The organism is Nitrosomonas oligotropha, from assembly GCF_900106555.1.
In the GTDB taxonomy this organism is placed as follows: Bacteria; Pseudomonadota; Gammaproteobacteria; order Burkholderiales; family Nitrosomonadaceae; genus Nitrosomonas; species Nitrosomonas oligotropha_A.
This window is the reverse complement of the sequence record NZ_FNOE01000047.1, coordinates 1-14141: the sequence shown is the minus strand read 5'-3', so window position 1 is coordinate 14141 and position 14141 is coordinate 1. Positions and strand designations below refer to the sequence as shown.

The 14141-nt window shown below is 47.3% G+C and carries 20 protein-coding genes; 7 read left to right on the top strand and 13 right to left on the bottom strand.

Annotated elements, in window-relative coordinates; genetic code table 11:
• Positions 1–39: 39 nt before the first annotated feature.
• Together BLU57_RS14885 and BLU57_RS14880 are read right to left on the bottom strand one after the other, a co-directional pair.
• A complete protein-coding gene (locus BLU57_RS14885; RefSeq protein WP_090322595.1) occupies positions 40–450 on the bottom strand; it encodes a hypothetical protein in 411 nt (136 codons plus the stop codon).
• A gap of 204 nt (positions 451–654) precedes the next feature.
• Positions 655–1194 carry a hypothetical protein gene (locus BLU57_RS14880; protein ID WP_090322592.1) on the bottom strand — a complete coding sequence of 180 codons (540 nt, stop codon included), beginning with the start codon at positions 1192–1194 and terminating at the stop codon, positions 655–657.
• Positions 1195–1506: 312 nt separating this feature from the next.
• Here BLU57_RS14880 and BLU57_RS14870 point away from each other — a divergent pair, with 312 nt between their 5' ends.
• Complete coding sequence (locus tag BLU57_RS14870) at positions 1507–1743, top strand: hypothetical protein (RefSeq protein WP_090322586.1); 237 nt, start codon at positions 1507–1509, stop codon at positions 1741–1743.
• Here BLU57_RS14870 and BLU57_RS14865 read toward each other — a convergent pair.
• From BLU57_RS14865 to BLU57_RS14855, 3 genes are all read right to left on the bottom strand, one after another.
• A complete protein-coding gene (locus BLU57_RS14865) occupies positions 1740–3221 on the bottom strand; it encodes a ParB/Srx family N-terminal domain-containing protein (protein WP_090322584.1) in 1482 nt (493 codons plus the stop codon). The two genes, BLU57_RS14870 and BLU57_RS14865, sit on opposite strands and share 4 nt — an antisense overlap.
• Positions 3166–3381, bottom strand: coding sequence for a Com family DNA-binding transcriptional regulator (locus tag BLU57_RS14860; protein ID WP_090322581.1), 216 nt, complete (start codon positions 3379–3381; stop codon positions 3166–3168). The genes BLU57_RS14865 and BLU57_RS14860 overlap by 56 nt, the downstream gene beginning before the upstream one ends.
• Positions 3382–3755: 374 nt before the next feature.
• A complete protein-coding gene (locus BLU57_RS14855; protein WP_090322578.1) occupies positions 3756–4340 on the bottom strand; it encodes an FxDxF family PEP-CTERM protein in 585 nt (194 codons plus the stop codon).
• 412 nt (positions 4341–4752) lie between these two features.
• On the opposite strand from BLU57_RS14855, the gene BLU57_RS14850 reads away from it, so the two are divergent.
• Positions 4753–4974, top strand: a complete 222-nt coding sequence (locus tag BLU57_RS14850; RefSeq protein ID WP_090322576.1) for a hypothetical protein — start codon at positions 4753–4755, stop codon at positions 4972–4974.
• A gap of 73 nt (positions 4975–5047) precedes the next feature.
• Here BLU57_RS14850 and BLU57_RS14845 read toward each other — a convergent pair whose 3' ends face one another.
• Genes BLU57_RS14845 through BLU57_RS16350 form a run of 7 tightly spaced genes read right to left on the bottom strand, consistent with a single transcriptional unit; the run spans position 5048 to position 9385 of the window.
• Positions 5048–5668 carry a hypothetical protein gene (locus BLU57_RS14845; RefSeq protein ID WP_090322573.1) on the bottom strand — a complete coding sequence of 207 codons (621 nt, stop codon included), beginning with the start codon at positions 5666–5668 and terminating at the stop codon, positions 5048–5050.
• The gene (locus tag BLU57_RS14840) at positions 5665–5874 is read right to left on the bottom strand and encodes a hypothetical protein (protein WP_090322570.1); all 210 of its coding nucleotides are present in this window, start codon (positions 5872–5874) and stop codon (positions 5665–5667) included. Before BLU57_RS14840 ends, BLU57_RS14845 begins: the two co-directional genes overlap by 4 nt.
• Positions 5871–6320 carry a RusA family crossover junction endodeoxyribonuclease gene (locus BLU57_RS14835; RefSeq protein WP_256206203.1) on the bottom strand — a complete coding sequence of 150 codons (450 nt, stop codon included), beginning with the start codon at positions 6318–6320 and terminating at the stop codon, positions 5871–5873. The genes BLU57_RS14840 and BLU57_RS14835 overlap by 4 nt, the downstream gene beginning before the upstream one ends.
• Positions 6302–6484: a hypothetical protein gene (locus tag BLU57_RS14830; protein ID WP_090322565.1), complete on the bottom strand. Its 183-nt coding sequence runs from the start codon at positions 6482–6484 to the stop codon at positions 6302–6304. Before BLU57_RS14830 ends, BLU57_RS14835 begins: the two co-directional genes overlap by 19 nt.
• Positions 6477–7094, bottom strand: coding sequence for a replication protein P (locus tag BLU57_RS14825; RefSeq protein ID WP_090322561.1), 618 nt, complete (start codon positions 7092–7094; stop codon positions 6477–6479). The genes BLU57_RS14830 and BLU57_RS14825 overlap by 8 nt, the downstream gene beginning before the upstream one ends.
• On the bottom strand, positions 7063–7887 hold the full coding sequence (locus BLU57_RS14820; protein ID WP_176776469.1) for a YdaU family protein: 825 nt from the start codon (positions 7885–7887) through the stop codon (positions 7063–7065). The genes BLU57_RS14825 and BLU57_RS14820 overlap by 32 nt, the downstream gene beginning before the upstream one ends.
• A gap of 1 nt (position 7888) precedes the next feature.
• The gene (locus BLU57_RS16350) at positions 7889–9385 is read right to left on the bottom strand and encodes an antA/AntB antirepressor family protein (protein ID WP_218131691.1); all 1497 of its coding nucleotides are present in this window, start codon (positions 9383–9385) and stop codon (positions 7889–7891) included.
• 105 nt (positions 9386–9490) lie between these two features.
• On the opposite strand from BLU57_RS16350, the gene BLU57_RS14805 reads away from it, so the two are divergent.
• Positions 9491–10462: a tellurite resistance TerB family protein gene (locus BLU57_RS14805; protein ID WP_090322553.1), complete on the top strand. Its 972-nt coding sequence runs from the start codon at positions 9491–9493 to the stop codon at positions 10460–10462.
• A gap of 103 nt (positions 10463–10565) precedes the next feature.
• On the opposite strand, the gene BLU57_RS14800 is transcribed toward BLU57_RS14805, so the two are convergent.
• Positions 10566–11036 carry a YmfL family putative regulatory protein gene (locus BLU57_RS14800; RefSeq protein WP_090322599.1) on the bottom strand — a complete coding sequence of 157 codons (471 nt, stop codon included), beginning with the start codon at positions 11034–11036 and terminating at the stop codon, positions 10566–10568.
• 238 nt (positions 11037–11274) lie between these two features.
• Between BLU57_RS14800 and BLU57_RS14795 the strand changes: the two genes are divergently transcribed.
• From BLU57_RS14795 to BLU57_RS14775, 4 genes are all read left to right on the top strand, one after another.
• Positions 11275–11577 (top strand): hypothetical protein, encoded by a 303-nt coding sequence (locus BLU57_RS14795; protein ID WP_090322596.1) that lies wholly within the window; start codon positions 11275–11277, stop codon positions 11575–11577.
• A 57-nt stretch (positions 11578–11634) separates the two neighbouring features.
• Positions 11635–11847, top strand: a complete 213-nt coding sequence (locus tag BLU57_RS14790; RefSeq protein WP_090322551.1) for a hypothetical protein — start codon at positions 11635–11637, stop codon at positions 11845–11847.
• Positions 11848–12101: 254 nt separating this feature from the next.
• Positions 12102–12620 carry a hypothetical protein gene (locus tag BLU57_RS14780; protein WP_176776467.1) on the top strand — a complete coding sequence of 173 codons (519 nt, stop codon included), beginning with the start codon at positions 12102–12104 and terminating at the stop codon, positions 12618–12620.
• A gap of 17 nt (positions 12621–12637) precedes the next feature.
• Complete coding sequence (locus BLU57_RS14775; RefSeq protein WP_176776468.1) at positions 12638–13900, top strand: PEP-CTERM sorting domain-containing protein; 1263 nt, start codon at positions 12638–12640, stop codon at positions 13898–13900.
• Positions 13901–14141: the final 241 nt, after the last annotated feature.

Genomic DNA, 14141 nt, shown 5'->3' with positions numbered 1-14141 from the left:
AAGCGCAGAACCAGAGGTCAAAACCTCTTTTTTATTAACCTAATTGGTACACTCTTCGCCCGCTATTTGGTACCTTTTTACTCCGCCATTGACAACTGGCGAGGCTCGCGGCGGCAATGTCAGCATCTTGGCGCGAAATGCGCCTACTAAAGCCGACCAGCCGCGCTCGGAATCAGCCAGCGATATCAGTTCGCCTTTCAATTTGGCGGTTTCGATTTCGGTTTTCTCAGCTTGCGCTCTGGTAAGGCGCGTTTTCTCGGATGCCAGATCCCCGGCTTCGCCGTTCAGCATCCCTTTGATGTGCTTTATATACCCGACTACACACGGAATGATTTCGTATTGCCCCCGGTCTTTCGGTTTCGGAATGATTCCCTCATTGGCAAGCTGCTGAACACGACGAGGCGTCATATCCAACAGTTTGGCTATGGTGTCGACGGAAGCAGTGCTCATGAGGTTGAAACGAAATGAAACCCAGGGAAAAGTCTGAAACTAGGGAAATATCGCGAGTCCTCCGACCCGCATCTTGTCCAGAACGTCAGGGACCCCGCTTCATAAAGAAACGCGTCGATAGGTTTATTTCACTGCTTATTTGTTAAAGAGTACTGAAAAATGTATTTATATTCTCTATGAATAATAGAATTAAATATGTTTGCTCTATTTACGAAATATCTCGACACATTCTTTCCAGGTTGTAACGCCTAACTTCAGCAGTGGAAAATCTTCAAGAGCATCTTTTAAGCTTTCCAATGCAATTAAAAATTTATCCCCTACACTTTCATATTCAGCAACTGACTGATTATGCGCTTTAACAACGTTATTCATTTGTTCAGTAACTGCTTGTAGTTCTAGGATTAATACATTCCTTACCATTTTTCCTAAGTTATAAGTATTGTTCTCATTAAATTTAGTCTCAAGTTTCTGAACAACTTCATCTATGAAGCTCTTATTTTTTAGCAAAGAATAAAGAGCATCACGCCACCTCGATTCTGTATCGGTAAGTTTAATTTCTTTAACAACAATGTATCTATCAAAAAGATAATAGAATGCATTTATAAAAGCTTCCAACGAAGAACGAAAATCACCTGAAGAAGAATTATCATTGCCTCCACCGTCTCCACCGTCTCCACCGTCTCCACCGTCTCCACGGTTTCTAATGGGCACTTTGCCTTTCGGGAAAACTGCAGTTGTCTCCATATAAATTATACCTCCTCACTAACTGTCTTCCTTATGCTGAAAAATAACTGCTCAAGAAACAGTTTAACATGCATTCTTTCAGGTAAAGTGGCTAGTAAATCAAATTCATAAGAACCGTACAACCATATCAATAATCCCTTCTTGTCACAGCTATTCCATAAGTTTCCCATCCCCCTGGACAACACCGCACAATCCCTTAGAGTCCAAGCCATAGCCTGTTTGATCCGCTGCTTTAGTGGGCTTTAAATCGAAAACGCTGCGGCAAAGGACGGACTTCCGGGGTCGCGTCCGGTTTCTATGGGAACAAAGCAAATGAACACAGAACCGCGTACCAAAATATCAATTCTCCGCGAACACATGGCGGCCGAAAGATGGCAGAAAGCAATCATTATCGCCGCCAAATTTCCGCGCCTTGGCGAGCATAAAGAAACCATCCTTCGCGCTCACGGCGCATACACTAACCCGCACTTTTACGCGCAAATCGGAAAAGACATCGAAGCCTTGAAAGAAGCCGGACGCACTGCATTGCTTGAGAAATACTCCTTTTAGCATTTTCTCAGAATCAATATCGCTTCTGCTTTATCTTCCGGCGTCTGCTGTATCGTGTTATTCATGCCAGCATTACGCTTTTCTACTAATTCAAACCCGCATGCTGCCGCATTATCGATGGCAATCTGCGCCAACGGATAAGTCTGACTGCCAACCTGCAGTGCAAATACGGCCCCCTGCTTCAGATGTACCGCAACCTTGCGCATCATGGGCAAATAAAAACCCTGCACCCAGATATCGAATTTCGGATACCTCATAGAACTGGTATCTTCCCCGGCATACACCTCAACATCGAAGTAAGGCGGCGAAGTCAGTGCAAAATCGAATTCACCGGATAAATTCGCCTCTTCGAACGGTTGTTCGATGAACTGAGCGGTTTTATCCGATTCGGCAAATCCGGATAATGCTGCCCGCGCCTTTTCTAAGCCAGCATGCGCAACCGGTGAAGGATCGCAACCGACATACTCACGCGCACTCACACCAAGCAGAAAGCCGACATAACGCCCGCCCCAGCCATGACACGGATCAAGCACACGACCGCCTTCCTGGGTAAATTCATCGATCAGATCGCGCGCCAAGCGCGCCGGAAAATCCAGCGGCATCCTCGCACCCGCCATCGGCATACCGAACGACAACACCCGGTCAAAATCCGGCCGTTCATCCACAGCCCAACGCACTCCACGCATTGATGGATCGTGTTCATGCGCCTTGGCAATACAATCCGGCACCGAATCCTTCCGGTCACCCGCCGTCCAAAATCGTTCAGGACAAAATGCCAGCGACAAATAACCCGGATATTCACCGCCCAAATGCTTGGCCTGGATGAAATGCCATGCCGCCACACCGGGTGTGATCTTAGGCGATAACAATCCACCGGATCTCGCCTTTGCGATATGTACAGACCACTCGCGAACGATACCGCTCCACGCCTGATCGATCATCGCCTTTACCGATTCATCCAGCTCAGTAAGCGATTTCTTGGCTATCTCCTGCGACTGAATGCCGGATTGACTGGATAACGCATTCGCCAATCGGCTGATTTCGTCAGTATCGAACCCAGTCAATGCGAGATCAAATTCAGCATCGGTCAATGCATCCAGCTCAAGGGACAAAAGCTCAGTATCCCAGCCGGACTCTTCCGCAATCCGGTTATCCAGAATCCGGTAAGCCCTTTTCTGGTTCTCACTCAAACCCTGCTTGCACAACACCGGCACGGTACCGGTATCTTCCCAACCTGGAATCGCCCAGCCGTACCTTTGCACCCGCAGAGCCGCCAGCAAGCGGCCATGCCCGGCGATTACCTCGCCCTGCTCATCAGTCAGAATCGGAAAAGTCCAACCAAACTCACGCAAACTTGCGACCATCTTGGCAAGTTGTTCTTCACCGTGCTGCTTCGGATTGCGGGCATACGCGATCAATGCCTCAATCGGTTTTGCTTCGATCTGCGGAAATTGGGTTTGCAGGAACATTTCTTCCATTTTGTGTCATCCTTGAATCGACACTCAATGGGTGTTCCTGCAGGGCGCTCCCGGCGCTCAACCTGTTTAAAGTCCCGCAACGCGGACACTTGATGTTCAACTGAATAAAAACTGCTTCGGCCAGTTTCTTATTACACTGGCCACAACGAATCTCTTGCACTTGCGAGCCCCCTTATTATTGTTGTAGGCTCACCTACCCTCGCGAGGGTGGAGAAGCCTTAGGCCAAGACTCGCAGATCATTCCTGCGTGTTGCGGTGGTTGCCACGGGTGTTACCGCACCCTGGCAACCGCTTCTTCTCTTTTTTCCTTTCTAAATTCATACCCACAAAACAAAACACCCCGCTGGCCATAAGCCAAAGCGAGGTGCTGGAAAACAAAAAAGCCCGGAGGTTTTAGCCTGCGAGCTTCCTGGATGCAATTACTTCGAGAATGGGAAAAATATACCTGGTTTGTATAAACAGTTCAAGCAAAAATATTCCAGAATGAAAACTACCCGATAAGCTCGGGCAGCTTGGATAGTATGAACTGAGCTATTACGCAGTCAATTTTCTGCTGCGCGCAGAAAACCCTATCAGACCTAATCCCGCTAGCAGCATTGCGTAAGTTTCTGGTTCTGGAACCGGTGAAACGTACCAAGCAGAATCTGGTGAAAATTTCGTGCCTTGAACATGCAGAGCCAATTCTCCGCTAATCGGCAGATGCGAGCTTCCTAATCCAAAAGCATTCCACGAAACTGATTCACCCGTTTTAAGTTTATCGCTACCACGGCCAAAATCATATCTGAAATCAAAGCTACCGCCGGGGCCGCCGCCTGGGTTTTTACTAACAGTACTGACACCGCCGCCTGCAACGGTTGTAACTGAGCTAGGTGTTACACCATCAACTGCCATTGAGCCAATAAACGCACCTGAGCCAAAAGCACTCAGATCGATATTGTGCAAAAAGAATGACCAATGACCGCTCCCCAGATCATTAATTTCCAAATCTGCAAAATGGATATTTGACGGTCCACCTCCGGACAGAAGATGCCCGAAATGATACGAAGCGGCTTGAGCACTGCTGCCAATGGCCAAAATGCCGACTGCGAAGGTTGACGCGATTAATTTTTTTAAAAACATCTTAAACTCTCCTCAGAAACTTTAGAAATCAATTACCCCTTTATGACAGGGTATGTCAGCAGCAATCCCTTTATGCCACAAGGATAAATTAGCGGGCAGCATTATACAATAGAACATCAATCCTGATTTCTTAGTATTTCTGTCCTTAATCAAACTTCGAATTCACTCATTCCCCGCTGTACTAGCCGATCTGAAATTTACTTGCAGCGCTTCGATATAAATCTTTTCCAGCGTTTTATCTGCTGCTTAGCGTTGATAAAAGAATGGAATTAAATAGTCTGTAGTGCTAATCTTAATAACCATTTCGCATCAAGGAGCACTGATCACCTCAAACGTCAGGCCAACCGGGGCGGGTCTCGCGCTTAACATTCTATATGCCTCATCACCACAATAACGACTAATGGAGAAAGCTATGTCAACTTATAAATACGCTGCGATTGATCCAATGTCCCTATTTTTGTCTGATCGTGCATACTTAATTTGGGTGGAATTACACCACCCACATGAACCTGCCCTATCCAAAGTTGCTGAGGTCGTCAAGACACTAAGCCCAGAGGAAAAAAAGTTTGCGCTCTCACAAGCCAAGAAATTGGCTGCATATAGTAAGGCTGTGACAGAAAGTTTGAGCAAGTAGCAGCTTAGTAAACTTATAATTTTTTCTGGAGTGCGCCCGGCCCCTAAACCGGGCGCAATCGACTGAATTAATTTCATACACAATAACTTCCCGAGCACACCACCCCATCCCGCTCAAACTCTGGCGTCAGAGTATCAATCGCCCGGCTTTCCAGTGCTATCAATCTCTCGCTTACCCGCTTCATCGCGTAGTGATAAGCACCGTGCGACAAACCGAACTGTTCCGCCATTTCCCTGAACGTAATGCCCCCGGCTTGTTTCTTGTTCAAAGCCCCAACCGCTTTGGCGATCAAGATATCCACTGCCAGCGGGTTAAAATTCGGGAATGACGGCGCCATCCAATCGCCCAGGCTCATGATTGCTTCTTGGCGTTCGCGCGAGAACACGAAGCGTTTTTTACCGTCGATCGCTGCAATTTTATTCACTCCGTAGCGCGCCTGGATCGCCCACGCTTCCGGACCAGGCAGTCTGTCGCGGACAATTGCGCGGATCATGGCGCACTGGCCGCGAATTTCCAGGGGGGACAATCCACTGAAATCCACGGTAGAAGGATCGCCTTCATTCCATATTCCCAGCTCCTTCATAATGGCACGGATTGCCTTGGACATGATGTTTTCGACGGATACCTCATACGCCTGGATCATAAAGGCGAAATGTAGTGCCTGCGAAGTTGAGCGAAACATGGCCTGATTCATACGGTTTCCTTGTAGTCTTTGCATCTGCGCCCATGATTGCGGCGTCTGCCGTTTTCATCTGACTTGGTGCAAACCGTCACATCCGCACCGAAAGCACGTTCGGTATGCTGATGAATACACCCTCTGCATGTTCTGGATTCCCTGGCGATCAATATTTTCAAAGGATCGCGGAATATCAGATTGGATGGAATGTCACGATCCATCATGCAGTCATCAACTCTAACTCGCGCACAATGACCACAACACCTGGTGTTTCTGCGTAGCGTTTGCTCTGAGTCCCTTTAACAATTTGAACGTCATCGACGTAAACAACCCCGTTCATGCCATCTTCAATGGATTTTTGAACATTTGAACAATCGGGTTTCTTTGTTGCAGATATCAATCCTTCAGCAGCCTGCTTCTGCTTTTTCTTGGACCAAGAAGCAGGTATCTGAAACCGTATATCCATCTCAACATAAACAGGCCCGGCTATAAGTGACCTTCCGGCCATCGCAACATGCGCAGCATGCGCTACCAGTGATTCATAATTAGCCGTTTTCTCAGGCGTATAATGAGTAAGGAATTTCCCTCTACGCGCTGTTTTGTGCCGCCCTTTCCCGACAGGATTTCCAGGAACAACAAACTGAACTTCATTCATTTCTTGTTTTTCCATTCCGTTTTTACCCTTTCCAAAACCGCATCGGCAAATGCATCGCCGTATAACTTGCGCCATGAATCGATACACTTGACGCAGTACTCCCGAGTGATCGACCGATTGATCCAGTCAACAGCCTCATCCAAAGTCGGTTGCCGGTATTTTTCCCGCTCATTACCCACCCCCGCCTTCCGCTTTGTTGACCACTTTCCGGCTCAAAATTTCATGAATCTCCGCAAACCGTTTCTTCGCTTCCCCAACCGAAACGGTCGTTTTCCCCGGTGCGGGCAGTGCTTTGATGCGAGGCGGTATTTCAGGAGAAAGATCGCCGTTCCGGATATCCTCAGTCGCTTTGTCCAATGCCGATTTCCAGCGCCCTTTGATTGCCAGGTATGGGAAGTTCGTCAGATCGCCACCGAGCTTCACCGCAGCCCAAAAAATCGCCGGATTGCTCCAACGATCCTTACCGGTTTTCCGCAGCGCCATCTGCTCGGTAGCTTCGATGAATGCGCGCTCGTAATCCAACGATGGACGGCATGACTTGATGAATTCCGGGAACGATGGCGGCCAATCGTACATTGTGATGCACCGTTTTAATCCCACTCTCACTTCCTCGAAAGTTATGCCCATTTCATCCAATTCTTCGCCCCAGCACTGCTTCCATGATTCGACGTGAGACGGTGATGCAAACTGATCTTTCCACCGCTTTGGATAAAGCAAATCAAGTTTCTCAAACAGATAATCAATCGGTTTTTTCCCTTTAAATCTTGGAGATGTCGTTAACCAGATCACCTTCGATGATCCTACCTCCGTCATCGCATTGTTCCCGTTTGTTTCCATAGCCATCACCCCCATGGATGTAATCAGATGCACTAAATTTATTAAATTTTTTCTGTTCTGGAATCTTGCCTTGCAGCACCTTGCCCTTTGCCTGCAAAGCTTCGGCTCGCTGGCTTTTCACGATCCCGAGAACGTACGCAAAGCCTTTGCCCTTGTCCTTCGCGGTACGTGCTGCGTGCATGAATTCGTCAATCGTTGCACCAGCTTCGATCAGCATCAGAAGCTTCGGGTGAGCCGGGTTTATGTCGATAATTCCGATTTTTTTGATTTCGAGGCACACGCTTGCAGCCGGGGTTGGTTCCCTACTCTGTTGGGAGGGATAATCAGTGTGTGTTATATCCTCTGGTTTATGGTTATTGGTTAATGGTTCTTGGTTAGGCTTTTTTTCGCTTTCAATTGGGTTAGCGAAATTAACCGACCGGTTTTTCTTCGGCCTGCCGCCTTTCTTTCCATTGGTTGAGTTTGTTTCGCATTTAGTGTGGTATTCAATAATTTCTTGCTCAATTCGTTTGTGAACCCATCCCGAATCAGTTAAATAGAAGAAATCAGATAGCACATTTTTTACATTTGGTTCATCTTCGGTTCCCAAACCTAACCGACGCAAAACCGTTTGGGTTTCTTTCGGTATTGGTGATTCATCGAGGTAACACCAATCAATAAGAGTCCGATAAATGTAATGTTCGATCGGCTTAAGATGAGCTGTATCTTTGCGATAGTCGGCTATATTGAATTGGTAGTAATGCAATTTATTTATTCCCTGCCGTACTGGCTGACCTGAAATTAACCTGCAACGCTTCCATGTAAATCTTTTCAAGCGCTTTATCCGCTGCAATGAGCGCTTCGCGCATGGCGATAAATTCATCCCATGGCGCGGAAACGTCGTGTCCATCTGCCCGCATTTCGTTGAGTAAGTGCATTAGGGGTGAAATGAATGCTTTGGTATTCGCCAGCATGGAGATATTTAGCTTGGCCGGGTGCTTACCGTCCGCTGAAACGAAGCCGGATTGTTCCAGTAGTTTGCGTGGGTAGTTATAGCGTTTAGGTTCCGGGGCTGGGAGTGCTTTGGGTGTATTGCTGGCATTAACGGCTTTGCGTTCCAGCGAAATAAAATACCGGCGAATCTGGCGGCCTTTATGGTTGTTCTCGATCATCGCCAGTTCTTTGGCCATGTCCAAGGTCAAGTGGTATTCGGTCCGGCGCTTGCCAGCTCTGCCGTCAGACCTATTTCCGAAATTTAGGAAATAGTCTTCGTCTTGAATAAAACTGTAATGAGTGATGCGACCATTAATCCAATCCGCGAATTTTGTGCCTACCTCCAAAAAGCAATGAAGATCACGGGCATTGCAAAGTTGAACAGATTGATTGCTGATTGTGCCGGTGAATACCGGTACTAAAGAGGTATTTGTCATGATGTGCAGACTCCGATTCGTTGAATGAACCGCTTTCCACGCTTCCAAACGTGGCGGGCGGAACTGAACAGGTTGGAAGACCGAGTCTGCACCGGCGAGCCTTGCGGCTCCCTGCCCAGCCCGCCCATGATCTGGACACACTGAGACAACAAAAAAGCCGCATTGCTTAATACATTGCGGCTCATCACCGCAGACATTCAGGCTTCCACACCTGACCACGGATTTTGCCGTGGCAGAGAAAGGATAAGCCTGTGCAGCCGGATTTGTCAATAAATCAGATTTGTTGTAGTCTGCTTCTTGGTTCTTTTTGATGTGTTCAATCCGTACATTGAACAGGTGAAATATGACGAAACAAGAACTTAACAGTATTGTTATCCGCCTCATAGAAAGCCACAACTTACCGCCAAGCAATCCAATCGTAATAAGCGAATTATTGCTAACTGAATTGGAAGAAAATTGGGATGAGATACCTGCACACACCCAAGCAGTCCTGCTTTGTGTCATTGCTTCGTTAAAGAAACAATTTGCTGAGGAATTCCTGTCCGATCGTGAAGCGCAGGCGATTATGAATAAGCTTCGCGGAAAATAGCAGTAGCTAAAATTTCCGGCAATATCACGGTATGAATTCCTGCTGCTGAGTCGCAGCTTGGCTAAGAAGGCAAAAAAAGAAGAGCGGAACAGAACAAGTTGGTCTTCCGGTAAGGCGCCGGAGAGCCTTTTGGCTCCCTGCCCAGTCCGCTCGTAAATCGAAAATCCATCGAAGCGTAAAAGAGACAGCCGGGCAAAATCCCGGCTGTTTTTTACAATCTCTTTGATGAAATTGACCTTAGTCAATATCCTTGATGTGATTTCCGAAGAATAATCCAGATTGTCATGATTTGTAAACAAATCTGTTTTATTGTAGTGTGTTAGTTTTCTGGTAGCACATGAATTGTCACTATGGGAAAAATTATTGCCGTACTGGCTGCCGCCGCAGCTTTGCCTGCTCTTTATTGGGTATCCGTAAGAGCCTGGAAAGCCATCTGGCAGACATTTCCCAAAATACCGGATAAAGAATACCCGGCAACCGGTATGCAACTTCGAGTCATAATGCCGGAATACACCTTCGATGACTTCATTGGAAAATTCAACTTTGCAGGTGCAAAACTCCTCCCCGCCAGCGGCAGCTACAACATCACCTACACCAACCGCAATGGCATAACCACCAACCGCAACATCAGCGTCAGCCGTGCGTATGAAAACAATGGAAAGTTTATTGTCGACGCCTACTGCCACCTGCACGCTAGCCGCCGCTCGTTCTCCAATCACCGGATCAATCGCGCTGTAGATCTCAATACGGGGAAATTCGTCAACGACCTCGCACAGCATGCCATCGCCAGCTTCGACGATCTTGCCATTCAAAAAACATGGCAAACCATCGGCTATGAAATGATGGCGCTTTATCTTTTGGGATTTCTCTGCTGCACCGATCGCCGCATGCTCAAAACAGAACGCGATATCATGGCTGGCTACCTGAAGCGCCGCCGCCCGGATATTGTTCTGGAAGATGATCAGTTGGAGCGTATGCTGAAGAGACTGGGCATGCCGGATCCGCGGCAATTCAAGAAAATCGTGAGCGATATGAAAGCCACTGGAGATACCACCCGCTTGTGCGATATCGCCGATTGTGCGATGCGCATTGCCGCCACCCAGAAAACCGCCGATCCGCTTGAAAAAGCGGTGATAGAAATGTTTCAAGAAGCATCCGGCAAAGTTATCCCGATTGATAATGGTTGCCAGATTCAGGTGATAGCCGCCCGCAAAGAACCCAGTACACCTAGAGAAGGAAGAGAAACATGGCGATGTACTGGGGGGGAAACCTACAACTACGACACGTCCAATCATCCGGCTACGCGCAAAGGAACGCGCTGACTGGTGCGGTATATTCAACTTATGAAGATGAATGATTTGCATTCTACCTGACATCATATCCATTTGTAAATGAGTTTTATTCTCATTTGTATTGTCTGATTAATCATTCGCGCCCCTTCTCCGACTCCGCTTCGCGCGGGCAATAAATCGCAAAAGTAAGGATCATCAATTCCTGCACGGTTCTGTGAATCTGCTGGCTGGTATTTGTCAGATCTTTCTTCTCGCGCCGGTCGATCCTGCCATCTTGGGTATGGTGGCTAAATTTCTCCGATAACTGGCCAAGCTCCGCATAAAGCTGATTGAATTTGCCGAGTAACTCTTCATGATCGCATTCATTCAAATCCGGCAGCTTCACAAAAATACCGCCCGATTCCTGGCTGATCGCCTCTGCAAACAAAGTGGTTTGCGAAAATGCCTGCAACTGCATCGCGGTATGCACGTTGATCTGCTGCCCTTTGCGCTCATAAACCCGGTTTTCCAGCGCATCTTTCGTCATACCCAGCGCCGCAGCCATGGCTAGCCATCCTCCCGGATAGGCCGTGATCATCTTTGTGTAGGCCTCTCGTGTATCCACCGCTTTCACCTCTGTCTTGTGGTTTTATTTTTCAATCAATGCTTCTAAAGTAACCCTCAGAAAAAAACAGTCGGGACCGCATATCACGGACGGCCACGACTGCTTAATGGGGGTCTTAGCTCCGGTTCTTCGGCATATCCCGTCATTGACCGGACGGACACGGCTGAGTAAAGGGAGGTTTCTCCGATACCGGTATAATAGGAAGCGCGACCAACCTGCTATAAGTAAAGAAGAAACCATGGAAAAACAAAAATCAGTCATCGGAATGGCCTGGTACCGTGCGGAAGATTACGACGCTATCCTCAGGATCATGTCCGACAGCCACCAATTTCCCGACAGGTTCGACGTATGGCTCGCAAAAGCCGAGGCTTTCGAGAAGGATGGCGCAAGCCATGGTTATGTCGTGGTGCGCGCCGTCATCGATCCCAAAACGTTTCCCAATTGGTGCAAGTCTTGCAACCTGAATGTCGATGCCGAGGCAAGAACCTATTTCGCCAACCTCGCCGCCAGGAAATATGCCATCAAACTTAGCGGCTACTGAAAAGCCTGCGTCCTGCATAGTTACCTTATTCATCATCAACCTTAAAAAGGAGTTCCCATGAACGATTATTTGTATGAAGACCTTGCCGCTTGTTTTGCCGCGCTCATTAACGTTCTCGAAAAGCATGGAATACCGCGTTCCGAAGTCGCCGAAGCATTCCAAGAACGATTTTTAACCATGCAATCGCTGCATCCAGTGGATACAGAACAGCTCTTCGTGCTATTACACGCAGTCGCGACTCAGGCGGAAAAGCATGGACGGGACGACTAGCAAATCCCCGGATGACAGCACTTCGTTTTTCTTCAACCGTCATTCTGTACATTTGATCCCCTACGCCGCTTCCTCGGACTTTGCTGACTCTTGGGTGGCTAGCTCGGGCCAGATTTCGTGCCATCTGTCGCACATATCTTTCCTGCTGACTAGACCGTTAGTTTCTTTTTCAATTATCACCATCCACTCAATTGGTATCGGGCGCTTTCCGTGTCGCCAGTTACTCAGTGAAGGCGTAGGAACTCCAATCCGCTTTGAAAAAGCAATGGGCTTCTCATGATTGTTTAAATATTGATCTAGATTCATTTAACAATATTAGCGCAGCGCTAATGCATATGTCAAGCGCTGCGCTAATGGAAAATATTAGCGTGTTGCTATCTAATGCAAATATGAAATATCCAACCATTGAAGAAACTAGGCTTTCTAGGCTTCTGATTCTCAAAGAAGAATTTGGAAGCGTGGCTGCGCTTGCAGAGGTACTAGGTATGTCGAATCCGTCGCAGCTAAGCCAATGGATCAACAGATCACCTGACTCAAAAACTGGAAAACCGAGATCAATCAATAGCGCATCGGCTAGAGATATTGAGAAAAAAACAGGAAAACCCTCAGGCTGGATGGATCAGCCTGTCTATTCTGACAATGAAAAGCTAACGCACGCCATTGATATTCTTACAGGTCTTCCAAAAAACGAGATTGAAAAGATTGCTGGGATTATTGATATTTACCATCAAAGCGAAGAAAAAATCATCAACGGGAATGGCAACTCTAAGTAATGTTGTCAGGCTCAGCGATGCCTGCAAAACGACCGAATGCAAATGCAAGGTTGAAAACAACTAAGAGAAGAATAATAATGATTATAAAAAACATGAACAAATTGTTGTTTATTGCTGCGCTTTCTGTATCAGTTAATGCAAGCGCTGAATGGTCGATTATAGGCCTTGGAACATTGGGAGGGATTAGCAGCACAGCAACAGGAATAAATGATTCGGGTCAAGTTTCTGGCACTTACCGTTCAAATGACGGCAAATCACATGCATTTAGTACCGGAGCAAATGGCATTGGTGCGTTTGACCTGGGTACCTTGGGTGGCAGTTTATCGGTAGCGGAAGATATAAATAATTCAGGGAAGGTGACTGGAGCCTCCTATATTACCGGTGATGCACTTTGGGCGATTGATGTACCTGCATTCCATGCATACTTGACGGGTGAAAACGGAATTGGAATGAATGATTTGGGCGGGCCATTGAGCTACGGCATGGATGTAAATAATTCTGGCGTGGTTGTTGGTCAATCCGCATTCGATTCCAAGTATGTTCATGGCTTCATAACTGCTAACAATGGTTCGGATATGAAAGATATGGGCACCTTGGGCGGAAATCAAAGTAGCGCTTTAGGAGTGAATGATTCTGGTCAAGTTGTTGGTTGGTCTTCTATTAGCACAAAGAATGATATCTATCACGCTTTCATTACAGGAGCTGACGGCAACGGAATGATCGATTTAGGAACGCTTGGGGGTGAATCTAGTGTAGCAACGGATATCAATAGCTCCGGTCAAACCGTAGGTTCTTCTGATGATGCGTTTGGCAATACACGCGCTTTTGTGACGGGCCCGAATGGCTTTGGCATGACTGATTTAGGTACCTTTGGTGGAATTTCTAGCTGGGCAACTGGCATAAATGATGCAGGACAAGTGGTTGGATCGGCTTATACTCCAGGGACTGAGATTCATGCTTTTGTTTTTAATAACGGCGTCATGGTTGACCTTTCTTTACTAGAACCTATAGTCTCGGCAGGATGGACAAATCTTCAGGCCACCGAGATCAATAATTTTGGACAGATTGTTGGAGAAGGTACTTTGAATGGCGTGCGGCAAGGTTTCTTAATCTCAGGCGCCGATCAGGAGGATTTTTACCTTACGTACGTGCCACCAAAATACGATACCCCTACCACGTCCATACCAGAACCATCAACCTACGTGATGCTGCTGGCTGGGTTGGGGTTGGTGGGGTTTAGCTTGAAACACCAGACGAAAAGCAGCCGGGTTAACGCATAAAAAAGTCCAGTGCGTCGCTGTAAAAACGCACTGGACAACCTCGTCTCGTTTAGTCTTTTTACCCTGGTCAAGTAAAAAGACCTTTGCCTAATCAATAGGGAGTCTATTAATAAGCATTTTTATTATGCATGAGTATCTGTTTTTTTACAGCCAGGGTAAGCGCGTAAGGGGTTCGGCGTAGTTGCAGGCAAGCTGAGAAATCGGGAGGCGCGTTTCCCATGGGGTAGGAAACGCGCCTAAA

Excerpts from the sequence above, each read along its gene's own strand:
- BLU57_RS14855 (WP_090322578.1), bottom strand. The coding sequence starts at position 4,340 with ATGTTTTTAAAAAAATTAATCGCGTCAACCTTCGCAGTCGGCATTTTG.
- BLU57_RS14775 (WP_176776468.1), top strand. The coding sequence starts at position 12,638 with ATGCCTGCAAAACGACCGAATGCAAATGCAAGGTTGAAAACAACTAAG.
- BLU57_RS14835 (WP_256206203.1), bottom strand. The coding sequence starts at position 6,320 with ATGGAAAAACAAGAAATGAATGAAGTTCAGTTTGTTGTTCCTGGAAAT.
- BLU57_RS14865 (WP_090322584.1), bottom strand. The coding sequence starts at position 3,221 with ATGGAAGAAATGTTCCTGCAAACCCAATTTCCGCAGATCGAAGCAAAA.
- BLU57_RS14790 (WP_090322551.1), top strand. The coding sequence starts at position 11,635 with ATGAACGATTATTTGTATGAAGACCTTGCCGCTTGTTTTGCCGCGCTC.
- BLU57_RS14805 (WP_090322553.1), top strand. The coding sequence starts at position 9,491 with ATGGGAAAAATTATTGCCGTACTGGCTGCCGCCGCAGCTTTGCCTGCT.
- BLU57_RS14845 (WP_090322573.1), bottom strand. The coding sequence starts at position 5,668 with ATGAATCAGGCCATGTTTCGCTCAACTTCGCAGGCACTACATTTCGCC.
- BLU57_RS14885 (WP_090322595.1), bottom strand. The coding sequence starts at position 450 with ATGAGCACTGCTTCCGTCGACACCATAGCCAAACTGTTGGATATGACG.
- BLU57_RS14795 (WP_090322596.1), top strand. The coding sequence starts at position 11,275 with ATGGAAAAACAAAAATCAGTCATCGGAATGGCCTGGTACCGTGCGGAA.
- BLU57_RS14880 (WP_090322592.1), bottom strand. The coding sequence starts at position 1,194 with ATGGAGACAACTGCAGTTTTCCCGAAAGGCAAAGTGCCCATTAGAAAC.
- BLU57_RS14840 (WP_090322570.1), bottom strand. The coding sequence starts at position 5,874 with ATGATGGATCGTGACATTCCATCCAATCTGATATTCCGCGATCCTTTG.
- BLU57_RS14870 (WP_090322586.1), top strand. The coding sequence starts at position 1,507 with ATGAACACAGAACCGCGTACCAAAATATCAATTCTCCGCGAACACATG.
- BLU57_RS14850 (WP_090322576.1), top strand. The coding sequence starts at position 4,753 with ATGTCAACTTATAAATACGCTGCGATTGATCCAATGTCCCTATTTTTG.